Genomic DNA, 16,315 nt, shown 5'->3' on the forward strand with positions numbered 1-16,315 from the left:
AAGTGGTACGCGAGCTGGGTTTAGAACGTCGTGAGACAGTTCGGTCCCTATCTGCCGTGGGCGTTGGAGAATTGAGGGAAGCTGCTCCTAGTACGAGAGGACCGGAGTGGACGAACCTCTGGTGTTCGGGTTGTGTCGCCAGACGCATTGCCCGGTAGCTATGTTCGGACAGGATAACCGCTGAAAGCATCTAAGCGGGAAGCCCCTCCCAAGATAAGTTCTCCCTGGGAATTTAATTCCCCTGAAGGGCCCTTGAAGACTACAAGGTTGATAGGCTGGGTGTGGAAGCGTTGTGAGGCGTTGAGCTAACCAGTACTAATTGCCCGTGAGGCTTGACCATATAATCCAAGTTATTTGCTCACCGCCAGGTGAGACAAAAGAAGACAGTTGGATGTTGTGACAAGTCCGGTGTTGAGAAACACGAAGAACAGACAGTTTGATTTACCACCCTATTTGTTGAGACGAGGCGGCGCAAAGTGCGCGTGAGGCCAACGACAGCAAGCCAGTTTGCCTGGCGACAATAGAGCAATGGAACCACCTGACCCCATCCCGAACTCAGAAGTGAAACGTTGCATCGCCGATGGTAGTGTGGGGCTTCCCCATGTGAGAGTAGGTCATCGCCAGGCTTCTAAAAAAGAAAACCCCAGTAGCGCTTGTGCTACTGGGGTTTTGTTTTTTAGGATGGGTTGATTCTCTGCCCCGTTAAGCAACCCGCAGGGTTGCCATGTGACGCAGCCTGTTCACCAGCTGTGAACGGTGAAGGGCTGCCGCAGGCATCGCGAAGCGATTGCGAGCACCGTTCGCAACCCAATGTAGGTCATCGCCAGTGGCGGAGGCGCCCCTCGTTCTAACCCAAAATCCCGTTAGCGGGATTTTTTTATGCGCGCAGAGAATAGAAGAATAGATTACCCGGGCGATAACCTGCTCTCACGGGTGAGGTTAGGGATGAGTTAGCCCGGAAAAGGGGACAGACCACGATTAATCCCTAAAACACTATTTGGGACAGCCCCCGATTGCTCTGCTTGCCAGGGATTCATCGTGGTCTGTCCCCGCCAATCGAATCGAATGTTCCCATTCACGTGTGTCGGTTATCCATTCAAGCTCGCATTTAATGATATAATGTATCATTAAATGCATGGCGGCAAGCTTTAGACGTCGGCCGGCGTTACGAATCTCAAACACTCGAGCGAAGAGGATTGACATGGCTGAGAAGTCCCAGCGATCTCGCAAAAGCACTACCAATGGAACCGATATGCTTGTGTATGGAGTTACGCCCTACAAACCTAAGCGCAACGAAGAGTATATGAGCGACGCACAGCTCGCCCACTTCCGGACCATTCTTGAGAATTGGAAACAGGAACTCATGCAAGAGGTGGATCGTACAATTCACCACCTACGTCATGAAGCCGGAAACTTACCGGATGCCAACGACAGGGCCAGCCTCGAAGCAGACTTTGGGTTGGAGTTGAAGGCTCGTGATCGCGAACGAAAATTGGTTCGTAAAATTGACATGGCGCTCGAGCGTATCGCCCAGGGCACCTATGGTTTTTGCGAAAAAACAGGTGAAGAGATTGGACTTGGCAGGCTGGAAGCGCGGCCCATAGCAACGATGTCTGTTGAGGCTCAGGAACGTTATGAGACAACCGAGCGTCATTACGGTAGCAGCTAACTCCCCCCGATTAAAGGTGGAATTCGACGAATTTGTCCACTGGTTTCGAACCCCCTGACGAATTATTGACACAGGGCGGGCAAAAAGTGGTCCGGTGGTACTTTTTTGACCAGCCGCACTCAAAATCGAGATGCGCAAAGCCCGACTTCCCGCTATGATATGCCCCCCTCGAGTACTGGGACATCCACACATACAGTATGACGACACAAGGTATTCATCATGACTGACTCTCGCCCTGTTGACCGCCCGGTCAATCTTGATCTGGCGACTATGAAATTCCCCATTACGGCCACTGCGTCGATCCTGCACCGGGTCAGCGCCGTCGTCGTCTGGGTGGGTTTCGCATTTGCGCTCTACCTGCTCTGGACCATCCAGGCTTCACCCGAAGGCTATGCATCCGTGGCCGCCATGTTTGCAGACAGTTTCCTCGCTAAGTTTTTTGCCTGGGGTTTCCTGACAGCACTGGGCTACTACTGCATGGGTGGCTTGAAGCACATCATCCAGGAAATGGGCTATTTCGAAGAATTTGAAAGCGGCCAGAAAATCTCCTGGCTGGCGATTGGCCTCGGCATCGTACTGAGCGTGGTAATGGGAGTCGTGATATGGGCGTAAATGAGTGGATTTTCCAGCGCGTCAGCAACCTGCTGATTATCGCGTTCGGTCTGTGGCTGATTGCCACTGTTATTACCAGTGGCGGTTTCACCCAGGAAGCGCTTGCTGGCCTGCTTNGCTCCACAGTATTCCGCGTGTGGGCCATGGTGACGCTGTTGTTTGCTGGTCTGAATTCAGTGCTGGCAGGTTGGCAGATTGCCGGTGATTACGCTGAGAAGTTTGGCATTAACCACGGCCTGATGGTGTGGGGTACTGCCATTGTCAGCGCAGTTTACGTCGTGATTGGAGCGATGCTGCTGTTCTAACTAGGTTGGGTGCACGGCTGTGCACCCAGCTTTCATGCCCGGCCGCGCCGGTTCTGTGCGCGGCCAGGCAACACTCTTATTACAAATCCCACTTTACCAGCGTGAGCGTATCCGCAGGCACATTCATGACGCTGGCAATGTGCTCGCGCGCTTCATCTTCAGAGCCAAAGTGACGTTCCTGATCGTACAGACCCTTGTACATGTTGCCATTCTCATCTTCAAAACGAGCCAGCTGAAATTTGTCGCCGCGCTCGCCGCGGCCGCGGATGGGATAATACTTAACCTGCATGTGGATACTCCGTGTCGTTGAGTCGTGCCCCAGGGCAAGACAACTGCTTTTCGAGGCTGCGAATTATACAGCGAAATCTTGCCGGGCGTGAGTCATGTCACAACAGGGTTAAATCACCGACCGAGCCGATGCATATTGGTCAGGAACGGCCAGCCCAGTGACACGTACAGGGCATCGAGACTGTCTTCAGTCCGACCATAGGCCAGGTAGATCGTCCCGATCGGTGAGTCCAGGGCCACATAAACGCTGCCCGCGTTCTGGAAGTCACCACTGCTTACCTCAGAGCGTTCTGACCAGAGTTGTCCGCCCTCGATCGATGCGCCTACGTAAGCGGGCATATCAAAAGGCAGTACCGAACGCTCAGACAGACGATACTGGTACTGTGCCATGGCAAAGGCCATCTGCCGCCCCGAGAAGTAGTTCTGGGTGAGACCGGAGAGGTTAAACAGGCCGCCCAACTGGAAGTAATTATTGGGCTGATTGGGCGCATCCAGTGATTGGCCGGTTTTGCCCGTCAGAATCATGGTGTGTCTGCGGTGGGTGAAGGCCGCCTGCCCCAGTGCCTCCCAGCGCTCATAGTTTGCGTCCGAGCCGAGGTCCTTGCTGTATGCCTGGTAGTCGGCGTACAGGAACTGCCCCTGGGTGGGGAAGAACACGTTGTCCATGTTGTCGTAGCGGATGCTGGCAATCACTCCGCCTTCATCGAACGATCCCTCGGGCAACTGGCCGGACACTTCCTTGTCGGAAGCGTTATCGCCCCGGTTGCGGAAAACCCCTAGCCGTCCCTGAATACTGTCGAACAGGTTGACGCCAGTATCGAGCTGGGCGCTAAGGCGCCGCACGCGCCAGGTGCCAACGACTTCATTAGGATTGTATTCCGGCCCGAGTGTTGTGGCATCGTGGTCCCGGTAGTTTATCTCAGGGACCACAAAAAAACGCGACATGACATCCAGCGGTTGGTAGAACTGGGCGCCGAACAAGATCGTGTCACCCACCTGACCGCGGGCGTAAAGCTCTCCGCCCAGGTCGGTGAGACCGGTCCAGCGGTAGCTGGTGCCGAGGTTTATTTCGCTGCCACCCTCGAGGTCGCTCGCCAGGTTCATACCGAGCTTGAGCTGGTCGTCACCCCAGGATTTGGCACGGGCATCAATGGCCAGTACATCCCCTTCCGGCTCTCGCATCACCTCGTAGTCGATAATCTCCCAGTGGCCCAGTGCATAGATTTCTTCGATATCCTCACCCAGCTGGTCTCGGTCCAGTGCTGCGTCGGTTTGCTGATGCAGGCGTGCGCGTATCAGGTCGTCGCTGACATTGCTGTTGTTCTCGATGTCGATCCTGGCAACCATCGGTTCTGTTGCAGAGGGAATGGTTCGATGTGCCAGGTAGTCTGCCCACGCAGCATCGGACACAGCCAAGGATAGGAGTTGGTCGCGCATGGCCATGGCAGCGTCGTAGCCGCGCTGAAAAATCACCTCGGTTTCTTCGAAGTCGAGCATGCCGATGCCGGTGAGGTCCGGCTTGATCAGAATATCGTCGTCACCAAGGGTCGACAGCTGTTCCAGCGAGTTCTTGCGCGTGAGGAAATTCAGCATCTGGTCGGTCACGCCGAGTATGCTGGTAATCTCTTCGCGGGTGCGTAGCGGCGTGCCAATGTCGACCACGATAAGCCGTTCGCCACCTATCTGGCGGCCTACTTCCACCGGGATATTCATAGCGAGGCCACCGTCCACCAGCAGTCGCCCATCGTGTTCGACCGGCGCCAGCAGTGCCGGCAAGGACATACTGGCACGCATGGCGGTGACCATATTGCCTTTGGAGAAGATGTAGGGTTCACCGCTCTCGATGTCAGTAGCCACCGCGCGGTAGGGAATAGCGAGTTCGTCAAAATCGCGAATATGTTCTGCCCGGATCACCAGATCCTTGATGATTTGCCGGACCTGTTGGCCCTGCACAATGCCCAGGGGGATGGAAAACTGGCCGTCTTTAAACGCTACCGAGAGCGAAGTAGGGTAGTCGTAGTCGTCGCTCTTACGGCGCGGCGGCAGGTTACTTCGATCGACCGAATCCTGGAAGGCGTCGCCCCAGGCCATGTTGTCGACCACCAGCTTGAGCTCTTCCGGCGTCATGCCAATGGCGTATAGCCCGCCCACCAATGCGCCCATGCTGGTGCCCGCGATGGCGTTCACCGGTATCTGCATCTCCTCGAGAGCGGCAACAACACCGGCATGGGCAATGCCCCGTGCGCCGCCGCCGGCCAATACCAGTGCATTGGTAGTGGTTGCATCATCCTGGCTAGCGATGGCGGTGCTGGCAGTGCTGGCGGTGCTGGCACAGAGTATCAGCGCGGCTATCCTGATCAAGGATTTCATAGATAAGTACCTGATTGTCTTCAGGTTAATTATCTCCGGCGAGTCCAAGCTTTAGCAACTAGCAGGATTCACACTCGCATCAGGGCGGGGCCGCGGGTGAGGCTCAGGGTTCGGCGTACTGGCGCAGCAGGTTGGTATAGGTTTTAGAGCTCAGATCAAACTCGCGACACTTGCCGTTGCGCTTGAAGATGCCATTGCGCACCTGGCTGAGGTCGTACAGCATTTCGCGGACGCCCGCGTCGCGTACCAGGCTGTGAATCCAGCCCACCACCACAATCCGCTCGCCGCGGGTCACCGGCATAACCCGATGCAGCGTGTTTGAAGGGTAGGCAATAATGGAGCGCGGCTTGAGTTTGAAGCGGAAGTCGCCGCTGCCAGATTCAAAGCACAACTCGCCGCCATCGTAGTCGTTGGGATCGTTTAGAAACAGGGTCATGGATATGTCGGTGCGCCACTGTACATCGCGCCCCATCAGTGCGTTGTCGACGTGAAAGCCGTACTCCATGCCCGGCTAGTAGCGGCTGACCAATACCGAGTGCAATTGCTTCGGCTGGGTGCCGGCGCGAAATTCTTCGTGTCTGCGCAGTGCATTCAGAACGATTTCGTTGACGGTCTTGATGGCATCGGTGCCGCTTTTGATCTGAGTGTTGTTTTTGACTTCCCTGGCAGCCCAGCCAGCGGTGGCCTTGCCGTCAATAAATTCAGCTTGGGAAACGGCCTGCATAATTTGAGCGTGTTCCGCTTCGGTGATGACGTCGTTGAAGGTCAGGATCATAGGCAGTTCCGTGGTGGGCTGTTAACGAGGGTCAATCTAGCGGGAATGTTCCGGCTCGACAACCCGCGGCGTAATCGCATCGACATCAATGTCAGCACGCTGGCCTGTCAGCAGGCGCTTTAGAACATGGGGTAGCAGGCGCCGATGACAACACTCCGGTTTCAGGGGAGCGTCTTGCAGTGCGAACTTTTGCCAGCGAGGCTGCCGGTTTGCTCGCCGGGTCACCCAGTAGCGGCATCACCTTGCGTAATCCTTTCATTTGCGCCTGTTGCTTGCCAGCCAGCACCAGCGGTGTTGCTGTAAGGCCGGTCAGGGTCAGCCCGGGATTAAGCGTTGCCAGCTCGATCCCGTGTTCACTTTCCTCTTTGGCTAGAGACAGGGTAAGAGTCCGCCCCCAGGATTTGCTTGCGCTGTAAAGCAGCGTCTTTCACCGGCCCGTTCTCGCCGCGGCCAGTGAGATTGATAATGCGCCCCTCGCGCTTGGCGGTTGACTCAACCATGTCCGGGTCGGTGACATCGAAGACCAGTCCGCATAAGCGATCGCTATCGCCACCCATTTCACTGAGAGTGGCTTCCAGGGCCGCAGAATTTTCGGAACATATCACCAGCCTTGTGCCTGCGCCGGCCTGGGCCAGTGCGGTTGTTTGCCCAGACCACTGGTCGCTCCGGTGATTACCACTCGTTTTGTCATGCACGGTCTGAATTATGGTTATACTCGCTGCAGCATAGCAGCATCACTTACCTTAAGGAGAATCTCATCATGATTGGTTACGTAACCATTGGCGTTAACGACATGGACAAGGCCAAGGCCTTTTACACCGAACTGCTGGCTGATCTTGGTGCCACTGTGTTGATGGACATTGGCCGGATTGCGTTTATCGGTTCAGGCATGGATGCACCCATGCTGTCGGTGTGTATTCCCTACGACGAGAATGATCCGCAGCCGGGCAATGGCAACATGGTGGCGATTACTGCGCCCAGCAAGGAGAAGGCCGCCGAGCTCTACCACAAGGCGATCGCCCTGGGTGGTAGCTGTGAGGGTGAGCCGGGGCAGCGTATCCCCGACATGTTTTACGGCGCCTATGTGCGCGACCCCGACGGCAACAAGCTGGTCTTCTACGTCTTTGGCTAAGGCGTAAACCGTGGTTGGCCCAGGTCGTTTCGCGGCGCGGTTCGCCAATGGCCTGGTATTGGTAATGATCCTGGCCGGCTCCTCCCCTGGCGTTGCCCAGGACGAGCCCGCCGACGACACGGCGTCCCGCTATCAGCGCACTGTGAGTGCCCTGGTCACCGGTGAGGAAACCGAGCGGCGTCGCTTCGCCACCATTGCCCTGCTGGAACTGGCGGAGATCTACCTGGCCGAGGCGGATCTCGCCCGGGGCGAAGCCCGTGAATCCGACCGGGCAGGGCGCTTGCTGGGATGGTCGCGGGCAGTGGAGCAGTACGCCGGGCAGCTGATGCTGGTGCGCGATGATATCGAGCTGGGATTGCCGGTGGAACTGCGCAGCCACGCGCACGAGGTACCGGCTGTGTCGGTAGCGGGGCGGACCATTCTGCTGGCGCATCCACGTAAGGATCAGCAGCCCGGTTATGAACAAGCTGTCCTCACCCGCTTCTGTACCGGCACCCGGTGTAACGAACTCACTCGCACGCTGGTCGCTGAAGCGCCCATTCCGATGTCGGCAGCCAGTGTCAGCCCGCGCTGGGAGTTCAGCGCCGCTGGCCCGGTGTGCAGCCATGCGGGCCTGTCGCTGACGTTCCGGGCGGGTGGTCAGCTCGGTTTGCAGCGCAGTTTATGTGAGCAGTTGATGCAGGAGGCTGAAGAGCTGGCGACGGAACTGGCCTGGCAGCAGCGCCATAGCGTCGCAGTAGACTGGGACGCACTGGAGATTTTGCCCACGCCACAGCGGCCTGAGCATCTGATCTTATTAAACAGTGCCGGCGATTCCCTGCTGCTGACCTTGCCGCTGGTCTATAGCACTCCGGCATTGCTGGGGCAGCTCGCTCCCTGGTTGCAGCAGCGCCACCGGCGTGAGGGTGCTTCGCCTCTGCATCTACATGCCGCCGAACTCGGTTGGGAATGATTTCGGGCTGGGCGTGTCCAATAGTGAAAGAGCTTATCTAAGGAGAGTGCTATGACTGACAAAGGGTTACCCCCGGGTGTCGGCCTGAGCCCCGAGGAGCAGGCGCGTATCGCGCGGATTGAGGATGAATTGCGCGACGGCATCTCCAGCCTCTCGGATATTGGCGCGGCGGTAAGTATATTTGGCAGCGCCCGTTCCAAACCTGAAGACTGGGAATACCAGGCCGCCCGCGAACTGGCCCGCCAGCTTGCCGCCGAGGGCATTACCGTGATTACCGGCGGTGGCCCCGGCGTTATGGAGGCAGGCAATCTCGGCGCCTACGGTGAGCCCGGGCAGTCAGTGGGCCTCAACATCGAGTTGCCGCATGAGCAGCTGGCGAATCCATATCTGGATATCGACATCGATTTTCGCTACTTCTTCACCCGCAAATTCATGCTCATTCGCTACGCCATCGGGTTCGCGATTTTCCCGGGCGGCTTTGGCACCGTCGACGAACTGTTTGAGTTACTCACCCTTGTTCAAACAGGCAAGTTGGAACAGCGTCCGATTGTGTTGGTGGGGCGCGATTACTGGGCGGGGCTGCACGATTGGGTGGTCAACAAGGTTCAGGCCAATCACTTTATCAGTGACGACGACCTGAACATTGTCGACTTGGTAGACACGCCAGATGAGGCGGCGCAAATCCTGCTCGGTTATTACCGTGAGCGCTGCGCTTAGGTACCGCGAACACTGCGCCTAGGCAGCGGCCGGCGGTTTACTTGCGCTGCTTGGCGTTGGCAAACGCGGCGGCAAAGGCGTTATTGGCCGCTGGCTTTTCCTGGCGCTGCTTGAAGTTGCGCTGACCACCGCGCTTGTCGCGGCGCTGGCCGCCGCCGCGCTGCTCCTGTTCGCCGGCCTTGTCGCCCATGCGCATGGACAGGCCGATGCGCTTGCGCGCCTCGTCCACTTCCATGACTTTGACACGCACAATATCACCGGCCTTGACGACGTCCCGCGGGTCTTTGACAAACTTGTCCGCCAGCGCGGAGATGTGCACCAGACCATCCTGGTGGACACCGATATCCACAAAGGCGCCAAAGTTGGTCACGTTGGTCACCGTGCCTTCCAGGATCATGTCCGGGCGCAAGTCGGAGATTTTCTCCACCCCGTCCTGGAACTCGGCCATTTTGAATTCCGGGCGCGGGTCGCGGCCGGGCTTATCCAGTTCGGCAATAATGTCGCGGACCGTGGGCAGGCCGACCTGGTCACTGGTGTAATCTGCCGGGTTCAGATCCTTGAGGAAGCTGCTGTCGCCGATGATGCCGCGCACTTCGCGTTGCTTCTGGGCGGCGATGTCCTCCACGACACCGTAGGATTCCGGGTGTACCGCCGAGGCGTCCAGCGGGTTGTCACCACCGCTGACGCGCAAAAAGCCCGCGGCCTGCTCAAAGGTTTTTTCGCCAAAGCGCGACACATCCATCAGGGCCTTGCGGTTGGCAAATTTGCCCTGGGCGTCGCGCAGGCTGACGATATTGGTGGCAATACTCTGGTTGAGCCCGGAGACCCGTGCCAGCAGGGGGGCCGACGCGGTATTCACGTCCACGCCCACGGCGTTTACACAGTCTTCTACTACGGCATCCAGCTGGCGTGCCAGTTGCACCTGGCTGACATCGTGCTGGTACTGGCCGACACCGATCGACTTGGGCTCGATCTTCACCAGCTCTGCCAGCGGGTCCTGGAGGCGGCGGGCAATGGAAATGGCGCCGCGAATGGTCACATCCAGATCCGGGAATTCGCGCGCAGCGAATTCTGATGCGGAGTAGATAGAGGCGCCGGCCTCGTTCACCATGACTTTGCGTACGTTGAGATCCGGGTTGGCCTTGAACAGGTCGCCGACAAACTTGTCGGTTTCACGGCTGGCGGTGCCGTTGCCGATGGCGATCAGTTCCACATTGTGCTGGCGAATCATATGCAACAGGGTAGCTTCCGCCTCCTGCAGTTTTTTCTGCGGCGGATTGGGGAATATGGCCCCGTGGTCCAGCACTTTGCCGGTGGCATCGATGACCGCGACTTTGACGCCGGTACGCAGGCCGGGGTCCAGGCCAATGGTGGCTTTTTGTCCAGCGGGCGCGGCCAGCAGCAGGTCTTTGAGGTTGTGGGCGAACACCTCGATCGCCTCTGCCTCAGCGCGCTCACGCAATTGCCCCAGCAGGTCGGTCTGCAGGTGCGTGAGCAACTTGACCCGCCAGGTCCAGCGCACGGCTTCGCGCAGCCAGCGGTCGGCGGGGCGGCCGTGATCTTCGATCTTCCAGTGGTCGGCCACCATGGCTTCACAGGGGTGTGCGTCGGTGGGTTTCTCGTCGGCATCCATTACCAGGTTGAGGTTGAGAATGCTCTCGTTGCGGCCGCGGAACATGGCCAGTGCCCGGTGTGAGGGCACCTTGGCGAGTGCTTCGGTATGCTCAAAGTAATCGCGGAACTTGGCGCCTTCGTTCTCTTTGCCTTCCATCAGGCGCGACGCCAGCAGGGCATTGTCGGTGAGGAACTGGCGCAGTTTGGCCAGCAGGTCAGCGTCTTCGGCAAAACGCTCCATGAGGATCTGGCGAGCGCCGTCCAGAACAGCCTTGTTATCCTCGATACCCGCTTCCTTGTTGCAGTAGGCCGGAGCGAGTGCTTCCGGGTCCTGGGTGGGGTCGTCCAGCAGTGCGTCCGCCAGCGGTTCCAGGCCCGCCTCGCGAGCGATCTGGGCCTTGGTGCGGCGCTTGGGTTTGTAGGGCAGGTACAGGTCTTCGAGGCGATTCTTGGTGTCTGCCTCGAGCAGAGATTTCTTCAGTTCAGGGGTTAGCTTGCCCTGTTCATCGATGGAGGCGAGGATGGTTTCTCGACGCTCTTCCATGTCCCGCAGATAGTGCAGGCGCTCTTCCAGGTTGCGCATCTGGGTGTCGTCCAGGGCGCCGGTGACTTCTTTACGGTAGCGGGCGATAAACGGAACAGTGGCGCCCTCGTCGAGCAGGCCGATGGCGGCGTTAACCTGTGCTTCACGCACGCTCAGTTCTTCAGCAATACGCTGGGGAATCGATTGAATCATTGGATATTGTTCTTGCTGTTACCGGTGGAGAATACTGCGTAGAGCTGCATTATGCGGCACGGCCGCTCACATGAGAATAGGGTATTTCGTTAAAAGCCCTTAGCGTTGGAACTGGGCAATGGCCTTTAGTAACTGGCGGCAGGTGACCTGGCCAATCAGGCGGCCGTTTTCCACGACCGGGCGGCGGCGTTTGGTTTTGGCGAGCATATCCTGGGCAACATCGATAATGTCTTCTTCCGGGTGTGCCACGATCAGGCCGCTGTCGGCCATGTGATCCCGCACCAGGCCGATGCCGCTGTCGTTATAAAGCGAGCCCAGTGAGGCATTGAGGCAGTCGAGCTCCGAGAGAATACCCACCAGATTGTGTTGGTCGTCCACCACGCAGACGCCGGAGATCTTGTTATTGATGATAATTTGCATGGCATCCAGCACGCTGTCACCGGGTTTGACCGTGGCCGGGTTGGGGATGAGGTAGTCGCGGAGCTTCACCGAATGGGCCATTGTTGGTTCCTCGCGTAGACAGCTAACCAAGTATAGACTCTATTTCGTGGCCTCTGCCGGGAATGCCCATGAAAACACTTCACCTGTTGCGCCATGCCAAATCCTCCTGGAGCGAGCCCGGGCTTGCGGATCCAGAGCGCGGCCTGAATAAACGCGGTCGGCGCGACGCGCCCCGTATGGGTGCCGCATTGGCCAGGGATCTGGCTCCATTGGTGATGAGGGTCAGCCCGGCCCGGCGTGCCCAGCTGACCCGCGAGGGGCTTTGTCAGGGCTGGCCGGCACTGGCGGACTTGCCGCATATCACCGACGAAGCCCTGTACACCTTCTCTGTAGACGTCCTGTATCGCTGGCTACAGCGGCTGGATGACAGCCTCGTTGAAGTGTTTGTGATCGGCCACAATCCGGCGCTGACAGAACTGGTGAATGAGCTCACCGGGCGCCATGCACTCGATAACTTGCCAACCGCCGGTTATGCCCGCCTGTCACTGGGCCTTGAGCGCTGGTCTGAACTGCGCCCGGGCTGCGGTGAGTTGGCACTTACCCTGTTGCCACGTACCCTCCAAGACGGCTGACACAATTGCCAGCCAGTGTTAGGCTTGCGCACAAATAACGCCTTTACTGGAGCTTCCCCCATGCGCACCGCCCTGGGTATTTTGCTGTTGCTGTCACTCGCTGGCTGCCAGAGTTCGCAGCCCACGCCTTCACAGGCCAACCAATGTAGTGGTGAGCGCCCCCAGGTCTGTACCATGGAGTACAACCCTGTGTGCGCTGATCTGGCGGCCGGTGGTCAGAAAACCTATGCCTCCCCCTGTAACGCCTGTGCCGACGATGCCGTGACGGGTTACGAGCTTGGGGAGTGTCCCGAATGAGTCTCACCAATCGCATCCTGATTGCTATGGTGGCGGGTATCGTCACCGGCTCAGTGATTAATCTGATTATGCATAGCGCCGGTATCGGCGACGGCATTAAGCAGATTATCGACGGCTATCTGGTGGGCGGTCTGTTTGACGTAATTGGTCGCATCTTCGTTGCATCGCTGAAGCTGCTGGTGGTGCCGTTGGTGCTAGTGTCCTTGATCTGTGGTTCATCGTCACTGGGTGACAGTGCACGTATGGGGCCGATTGCGGTCAAAACACTGGGCTTTTACCTGGCAACCACCGCCATTGCGATTACCCTGGCCCTGGTTTTCGCGGCCCTGATCAGCCCCGGCTCCGGCGTCGAAATGGCTGGCGCCGCCGCCTTCGAGCCGCGCCCAGCGCCGCCGCTGGGCGATGTGCTGGTCGATATCTTCCCTTCCAACCCCGTGCGTGCCATGGCTGACGGCAAGATGCTGCAGATCATCGTGTTTGCACTGTTGTTTGGCTATGCCATTTCCCACGCGGGCGAGCCCGGCCGGCGCATGGCCAGCTTCTTCCGCGACATGGATGCCATCATCATGAAGATGGTGGAAATTCTCATGACCCTCGCGCCTTACGGCGTGTTTGCGCTGTTGTCCAAGCTCTTTTCCAATCTCGGTATTAGCGCGATCCTCGATCTGGCCACCTACGTGTTTACGGTCATCGGTGTGCTGTTGTTGCATGCCCTGGGGGTGTATACCTTGCTGCTCAAGAGCATGACCGGTCTGTCGCCGCGCATACTGCTGAAGAAAATGCGCCCCATCTGGGCCTTTGCATTCAGTACAGCTTCTTCAGGTGCCACCTTGCCGATTACCCTGCGCACGGTAGAAAAACGCCTTGGCGTACACAACTCCGTGGCCGGCTTTACCGTGCCGCTGGGTGCCACGATCAACATGGATGGCACGGCGATCATGCAGGGTGTGGCCACGGTGTTTATCGCCCAGGTTTACGGTGTCGACTTGTCCATGGGTGATTTCATCACCGTTATCCTGACCGCGACCTTGGCCTCTATCGGTACCGCGGCCGTGCCGGGCGTGGGCTTGATTACTCTCGCTCTGGTGTTGGAGCAGGCCGGTTTGCCGGTCGAAGGCATTGCCCTGATCATTGGTGTCGACCGTTTGCTTGATATGGTGCGCACTGCGGTCAATGTGACCGGCGATGCGACGATTTCGGTGATTGTCGGCAAGTCCGAAAATCAGTTCGAACAGGGCGTTTACGACGACCCGAAAGCCGATCAGGAAGCCGACGACGCGGCGGTACCCGCCCGGGCCTGATAGCCTTTGAATGCCACAGCCCGGGACCGGGCTGTGGTATCCTTGCCGCCCGATCAACAGCAGGGCCTATCCATGTCCATTCAGTGCACCATTGTGCCGGTGACGCCGTACCAGCAGAACTGTTCCATCATCAAGTGCCAGTCCACGAACAAGGCGGCTATTGTCGACCCGGGCGGTGACGTCGAGCGCATTCTTGAAGCGGTCGAAAAAATGGGTGCTACCGTCGAAAAGATTATTCTCACACATGCGCATATGGACCACTGCGCTGCCGGCGATTTGCTGCGCCAGCAACTGGGTGTAAAAATTGAAGGCCCTCATGTCGAGGACAATTTCTGGCTCGAGAAGCTTCCGGAGTGGTGCAAGATGGCGGGCTTTCCCCACGCGGATGCCTTTGAGCCGGACCGCTGGCTGGACGACGGCGACACTGTCACCGTGGGTGAGCAGACCCTGCAGGTGTTTCACTGCCCTGGTCATACGCCTGGTCATGTGGTGTTTCTGTATCGGCCCCAGCAGGTCGCCTGGGTTGGTGATGTGTTGTTCCAGGGGTCGATTGGACGCACTGATTTCCCGCGCGGCAACCATGAAGAACTGGTGAGCTCGATTCGCGACAAGCTGTTCCCCCTCGGCGATGACATTACGTTTATCCCTGGCCATGGTCCCACCAGCACCTTCGGCCAAGAGCGACGCACCAATCCCTTTGTGGCGGATGAGAAATATGGCTGATACCCCCCAGACGCCTGCGGACGATGCCCTGCCGGAAGACCGCCAGACCTTGCTGCGCCGTGAATACCACGGCCAGACCGCCCGCATCCAATGGCATGAATTGCAGACCTACTATGCCCGCGGCGCTGTCGTTCGAGTGAGCAGCGAACTCGATCTCGTGGAGGTGGCCGTGCAGTTGGGCCTGGATAACACCGAGCAGTTCCAGCAGTGGATTACCAGTGGCGCAGTGGCCGCGGTGAAGGAATCGGAGGCGCTGGCCTGGTACGAGACCAATCAGGAACTGTGGGCGGTGGTAGCTGCACCCTGGGTGCTAGTGCAACAGCGCGAGCAATAGCAACAAGAGCCAGGCCTGTGCCTGGCGTCATGAATACTCGGGTTCTTCAGCGAACGACTTTGAACCAATCCCCTGTGCGCGGCTCGCCGCGTGGGTAGAGACCATTGATCAGGCGCAGCTGCGCCTCGGCCTGGGGAATGTTCATGTCTGCGGCAATGCTCGCCACCGTTGCGCCCCGCGGTACCCGGATATAGCGCAGATACTGGCCTGCGCCGGCGGCCCGCTCCTTGGGATGCGTGGGGCGGAAGCTCTTGATACTGGCCAGCAGGGCCGGGTCGGCGGCGGCGAAATCGTCCGCTTGGCCCTCAAGCAGATAGCTATACTTGTAATCGATCACCGCCAGTCGGCGGGCACTGCCGGCGCCGCTGGCGATGGCGGTATAGCCCTTGAGGCCTGCCTGTTCCAGGGCTTCGCCGGCGCTGAGGTCGCCCTTGGCATTGTCTTCCAGAACCTGTTGCGTCGAGGCGTTGGCATCGCGACGGCGCAGGGAAATCGTCAGTGACGCACTGCGATCCGGGGCGCTGGCCACCACCGCCTGTCCTGTGGTCTGCACCGTCCACCCCTCGGGCGGTTCGAAGGTGAATTCGAGCTTGTTGTGGTAGAAGCGGTTGTCGTCGCGCTCGCTCTGGACGCTTTCACCCCACACCAGGCCTTCGGTGCGCTGCTTGAACTCACCGGGAATTTCCGGGCTCTCGATATAGGTGCCGTCATCCAGTTCTGAGGCTGCGCCAATGACCGTTTGCAGGCGTTTGTCATTGCGCGGGTGGGTGGCATACACCCCGTGGTAGGTGCCACCGGGTCTGCCGCTGGCCCGGGCGGCGGTGCGCTGAAACTGTTCGTGGTCCTTGAGTACGCCAATGACCTGCAGCAACGCCTGCGGGTCGTAGCCGGCGCGATACATATACTCTGCACCCAGGCCGTCGGCCTCCAGCTCCATTTCCCGACCAAAGCCGCTGATCAGCTCGGCGCCGTACATGCTCGAAGCGTCCGCAAGATCGCCGCTGCCGGTAAAGATATACGCCGCGGTGGAGATGATTTTGCTGGTGACATCAGCGGTTTTGCGTCGGCCGTGATGATTGCCGGTGATGTGGCCGATTTCGTGGCCGATGACCCCTGCCAGCTCGTCCTCATTTTCGAGGTAGGGCAGCAGGCCGCGGCTGATATAGATATACCCACCCTGGGCGGCAAAGGCGTTGATCACATCGGTGTCCAGCACGCTGAAGGTGAACTTGCCGTCGGGCTCGTCGCTGTGGGCAACCAGGCGCTGGCCTATGCGATCGATATAGGCCTGCAGCTCGGGGTCGTCATAGAGTTGCCCGGCGTCGACGATCTTCTGGTGCGCCTCGTCGTATTTGCTGGCGGCCTGGGCGGTGAGCGCGAGGGTCAGCAGGAGTGTGCAACAGGCCAGAAAACGCAT

Annotated in this window: 19 protein-coding genes and 2 rRNA genes; 13 read left to right on the forward strand and 8 right to left on the reverse strand. The window is 58.7% G+C overall.

The genetic code is table 11. From position 1 onward, the window contains the following. From A3709_RS07865 to A3709_RS07885, 5 genes are all read left to right on the forward strand, one after another. A 23S ribosomal RNA gene (locus A3709_RS07865) occupies positions 1–340 on the forward strand; the annotation flags it as partial. 170 nt (positions 341–510) lie between these two features. Further along, a 5S ribosomal RNA gene (gene rrf / locus A3709_RS07870) occupies positions 511–626 on the forward strand. Positions 627–1,201: 575 nt separating this feature from the next. After that, complete coding sequence (gene dksA / locus A3709_RS07875; RefSeq protein WP_066052680.1) at positions 1,202–1,669, forward strand: RNA polymerase-binding protein DksA; 468 nt, start codon at positions 1,202–1,204, stop codon at positions 1,667–1,669. 219 nt (positions 1,670–1,888) lie between these two features. Next, the gene (sdhC, locus tag A3709_RS07880) at positions 1,889–2,281 is read left to right on the forward strand and encodes a succinate dehydrogenase, cytochrome b556 subunit (protein ID WP_066052683.1); all 393 of its coding nucleotides are present in this window, start codon (positions 1,889–1,891) and stop codon (positions 2,279–2,281) included. After that, on the forward strand, positions 2,272–2,586 hold the full coding sequence (locus A3709_RS07885) for a hypothetical protein (protein WP_066052685.1): 315 nt from the start codon (positions 2,272–2,274) through the stop codon (positions 2,584–2,586). The genes sdhC and A3709_RS07885 overlap by 10 nt, the downstream gene beginning before the upstream one ends. 79 nt (positions 2,587–2,665) lie before the next feature. On the opposite strand, the gene A3709_RS07890 is transcribed toward A3709_RS07885, so the two are convergent. The 5 genes from A3709_RS07890 to A3709_RS07905 form a co-directional block, all read right to left on the reverse strand. Continuing rightward, positions 2,666–2,875: a hypothetical protein gene (locus A3709_RS07890; RefSeq protein WP_066052688.1), complete on the reverse strand. Its 210-nt coding sequence runs from the start codon at positions 2,873–2,875 to the stop codon at positions 2,666–2,668. A 113-nt stretch (positions 2,876–2,988) separates the two neighbouring features. Continuing rightward, positions 2,989–5,244 (reverse strand): patatin-like phospholipase family protein, encoded by a 2,256-nt coding sequence (locus A3709_RS07895; RefSeq protein WP_066052690.1) that lies wholly within the window; start codon positions 5,242–5,244, stop codon positions 2,989–2,991. A 103-nt stretch (positions 5,245–5,347) separates the two neighbouring features. Then, positions 5,348–5,749 (reverse strand): Fe2+-dependent dioxygenase, encoded by a 402-nt coding sequence (locus A3709_RS23625; RefSeq protein ID WP_197484119.1) that lies wholly within the window; start codon positions 5,747–5,749, stop codon positions 5,348–5,350. Between the two features lie 6 nt (positions 5,750–5,755). Next, on the reverse strand, positions 5,756–6,019 hold the full coding sequence (locus tag A3709_RS23630; protein ID WP_197484120.1) for a hypothetical protein: 264 nt from the start codon (positions 6,017–6,019) through the stop codon (positions 5,756–5,758). Positions 6,020–6,372: 353 nt separating this feature from the next. Next, complete coding sequence (locus A3709_RS07905; protein WP_066052693.1) at positions 6,373–6,624, reverse strand: hypothetical protein; 252 nt, start codon at positions 6,622–6,624, stop codon at positions 6,373–6,375. Between the two features lie 155 nt (positions 6,625–6,779). Between A3709_RS07905 and A3709_RS07910 the strand changes: the two genes are divergently transcribed. The 3 genes from A3709_RS07910 to A3709_RS07920 are packed head-to-tail and all read left to right on the forward strand — an operon-like array spanning position 6,780 to position 8,820. After that, positions 6,780–7,151 (forward strand): VOC family protein, encoded by a 372-nt coding sequence (locus A3709_RS07910; RefSeq protein ID WP_066052698.1) that lies wholly within the window; start codon positions 6,780–6,782, stop codon positions 7,149–7,151. A 10-nt stretch (positions 7,152–7,161) separates the two neighbouring features. Further along, positions 7,162–8,103, forward strand: a complete 942-nt coding sequence (locus tag A3709_RS07915) for a hypothetical protein (RefSeq protein ID WP_066052702.1) — start codon at positions 7,162–7,164, stop codon at positions 8,101–8,103. 51 nt (positions 8,104–8,154) lie between these two features. After that, positions 8,155–8,820: a TIGR00730 family Rossman fold protein gene (locus A3709_RS07920; protein WP_066052705.1), complete on the forward strand. Its 666-nt coding sequence runs from the start codon at positions 8,155–8,157 to the stop codon at positions 8,818–8,820. A gap of 37 nt (positions 8,821–8,857) precedes the next feature. Here the strand turns inward: A3709_RS07920 and A3709_RS07925 are convergent, their stop codons facing one another. Both A3709_RS07925 and A3709_RS07930 read right to left on the reverse strand, forming a co-directional pair. Further along, positions 8,858–11,170: a Tex family protein gene (locus A3709_RS07925; protein WP_197484121.1), complete on the reverse strand. Its 2,313-nt coding sequence runs from the start codon at positions 11,168–11,170 to the stop codon at positions 8,858–8,860. Positions 11,171–11,269: 99 nt separating this feature from the next. Continuing rightward, positions 11,270–11,671, reverse strand: coding sequence for a CBS domain-containing protein (locus tag A3709_RS07930; RefSeq protein ID WP_066052706.1), 402 nt, complete (start codon positions 11,669–11,671; stop codon positions 11,270–11,272). Between the two features lie 68 nt (positions 11,672–11,739). On the opposite strand from A3709_RS07930, the gene A3709_RS07935 reads away from it, so the two are divergent. The 5 genes from A3709_RS07935 to A3709_RS07955 all read left to right on the forward strand — a co-directional run bounded on the left by A3709_RS07935 (position 11,740) and on the right by A3709_RS07955 (position 14,898). Next, positions 11,740–12,243 carry a histidine phosphatase family protein gene (locus A3709_RS07935; RefSeq protein WP_066052709.1) on the forward strand — a complete coding sequence of 168 codons (504 nt, stop codon included), beginning with the start codon at positions 11,740–11,742 and terminating at the stop codon, positions 12,241–12,243. A gap of 60 nt (positions 12,244–12,303) precedes the next feature. Continuing rightward, positions 12,304–12,540, forward strand: coding sequence for a hypothetical protein (locus tag A3709_RS07940; protein ID WP_066052710.1), 237 nt, complete (start codon positions 12,304–12,306; stop codon positions 12,538–12,540). Next, positions 12,537–13,841, forward strand: a complete 1,305-nt coding sequence (locus A3709_RS07945; protein WP_066052712.1) for a dicarboxylate/amino acid:cation symporter — start codon at positions 12,537–12,539, stop codon at positions 13,839–13,841. The genes A3709_RS07940 and A3709_RS07945 overlap by 4 nt, the downstream gene beginning before the upstream one ends. 72 nt (positions 13,842–13,913) lie before the next feature. After that, positions 13,914–14,564 (forward strand): MBL fold metallo-hydrolase, encoded by a 651-nt coding sequence (locus A3709_RS07950; protein WP_066052857.1) that lies wholly within the window; start codon positions 13,914–13,916, stop codon positions 14,562–14,564. Then, on the forward strand, positions 14,557–14,898 hold the full coding sequence (locus A3709_RS07955; protein ID WP_066052716.1) for a DUF2288 domain-containing protein: 342 nt from the start codon (positions 14,557–14,559) through the stop codon (positions 14,896–14,898). Before A3709_RS07950 ends, A3709_RS07955 begins: the two co-directional genes overlap by 8 nt. 46 nt (positions 14,899–14,944) lie before the next feature. On the opposite strand, the gene A3709_RS07960 is transcribed toward A3709_RS07955, so the two are convergent. After that, complete coding sequence (locus tag A3709_RS07960; protein ID WP_066052719.1) at positions 14,945–16,315, reverse strand: M48 family metalloprotease; 1,371 nt, start codon at positions 16,313–16,315, stop codon at positions 14,945–14,947.

It is taken from the genome of Halioglobus sp. HI00S01 (assembly GCF_001635445.1).
GTDB classification, from domain to species: domain Bacteria; phylum Pseudomonadota; class Gammaproteobacteria; order Pseudomonadales; family Halieaceae; genus Halioglobus; species Halioglobus japonicus.

Excerpts from the sequence above, each read along its gene's own strand:
- A3709_RS07890 (WP_066052688.1), bottom strand. The coding sequence starts at position 2,875 with ATGCAGGTTAAGTATTATCCCATCCGCGGCCGCGGCGAGCGCGGCGAC.
- A3709_RS07920 (WP_066052705.1), top strand. The coding sequence starts at position 8,155 with ATGACTGACAAAGGGTTACCCCCGGGTGTCGGCCTGAGCCCCGAGGAG.
- dksA (WP_066052680.1), top strand. The coding sequence starts at position 1,202 with ATGGCTGAGAAGTCCCAGCGATCTCGCAAAAGCACTACCAATGGAACC.
- A3709_RS23625 (WP_197484119.1), bottom strand. The coding sequence starts at position 5,749 with ATGGAGTACGGCTTTCACGTCGACAACGCACTGATGGGGCGCGATGTA.
- A3709_RS07950 (WP_066052857.1), top strand. The coding sequence starts at position 13,914 with ATGTCCATTCAGTGCACCATTGTGCCGGTGACGCCGTACCAGCAGAAC.
- A3709_RS07955 (WP_066052716.1), top strand. The coding sequence starts at position 14,557 with ATGGCTGATACCCCCCAGACGCCTGCGGACGATGCCCTGCCGGAAGAC.
- sdhC (WP_066052683.1), top strand. The coding sequence starts at position 1,889 with ATGACTGACTCTCGCCCTGTTGACCGCCCGGTCAATCTTGATCTGGCG.
- A3709_RS07895 (WP_066052690.1), bottom strand. The coding sequence starts at position 5,244 with ATGAAATCCTTGATCAGGATAGCCGCGCTGATACTCTGTGCCAGCACC.
- A3709_RS07925 (WP_197484121.1), bottom strand. The coding sequence starts at position 11,170 with ATGATTCAATCGATTCCCCAGCGTATTGCTGAAGAACTGAGCGTGCGT.
- A3709_RS07930 (WP_066052706.1), bottom strand. The coding sequence starts at position 11,671 with ATGGCCCATTCGGTGAAGCTCCGCGACTACCTCATCCCCAACCCGGCC.
- A3709_RS07940 (WP_066052710.1), top strand. The coding sequence starts at position 12,304 with ATGCGCACCGCCCTGGGTATTTTGCTGTTGCTGTCACTCGCTGGCTGC.
- A3709_RS23630 (WP_197484120.1), bottom strand. The coding sequence starts at position 6,019 with ATGATCCTGACCTTCAACGACGTCATCACCGAAGCGGAACACGCTCAA.
- A3709_RS07945 (WP_066052712.1), top strand. The coding sequence starts at position 12,537 with ATGAGTCTCACCAATCGCATCCTGATTGCTATGGTGGCGGGTATCGTC.
- A3709_RS07960 (WP_066052719.1), bottom strand. The coding sequence starts at position 16,315 with ATGCGTTTTCTGGCCTGTTGCACACTCCTGCTGACCCTCGCGCTCACC.
- A3709_RS07910 (WP_066052698.1), top strand. The coding sequence starts at position 6,780 with ATGATTGGTTACGTAACCATTGGCGTTAACGACATGGACAAGGCCAAG.
- A3709_RS07935 (WP_066052709.1), top strand. The coding sequence starts at position 11,740 with ATGAAAACACTTCACCTGTTGCGCCATGCCAAATCCTCCTGGAGCGAG.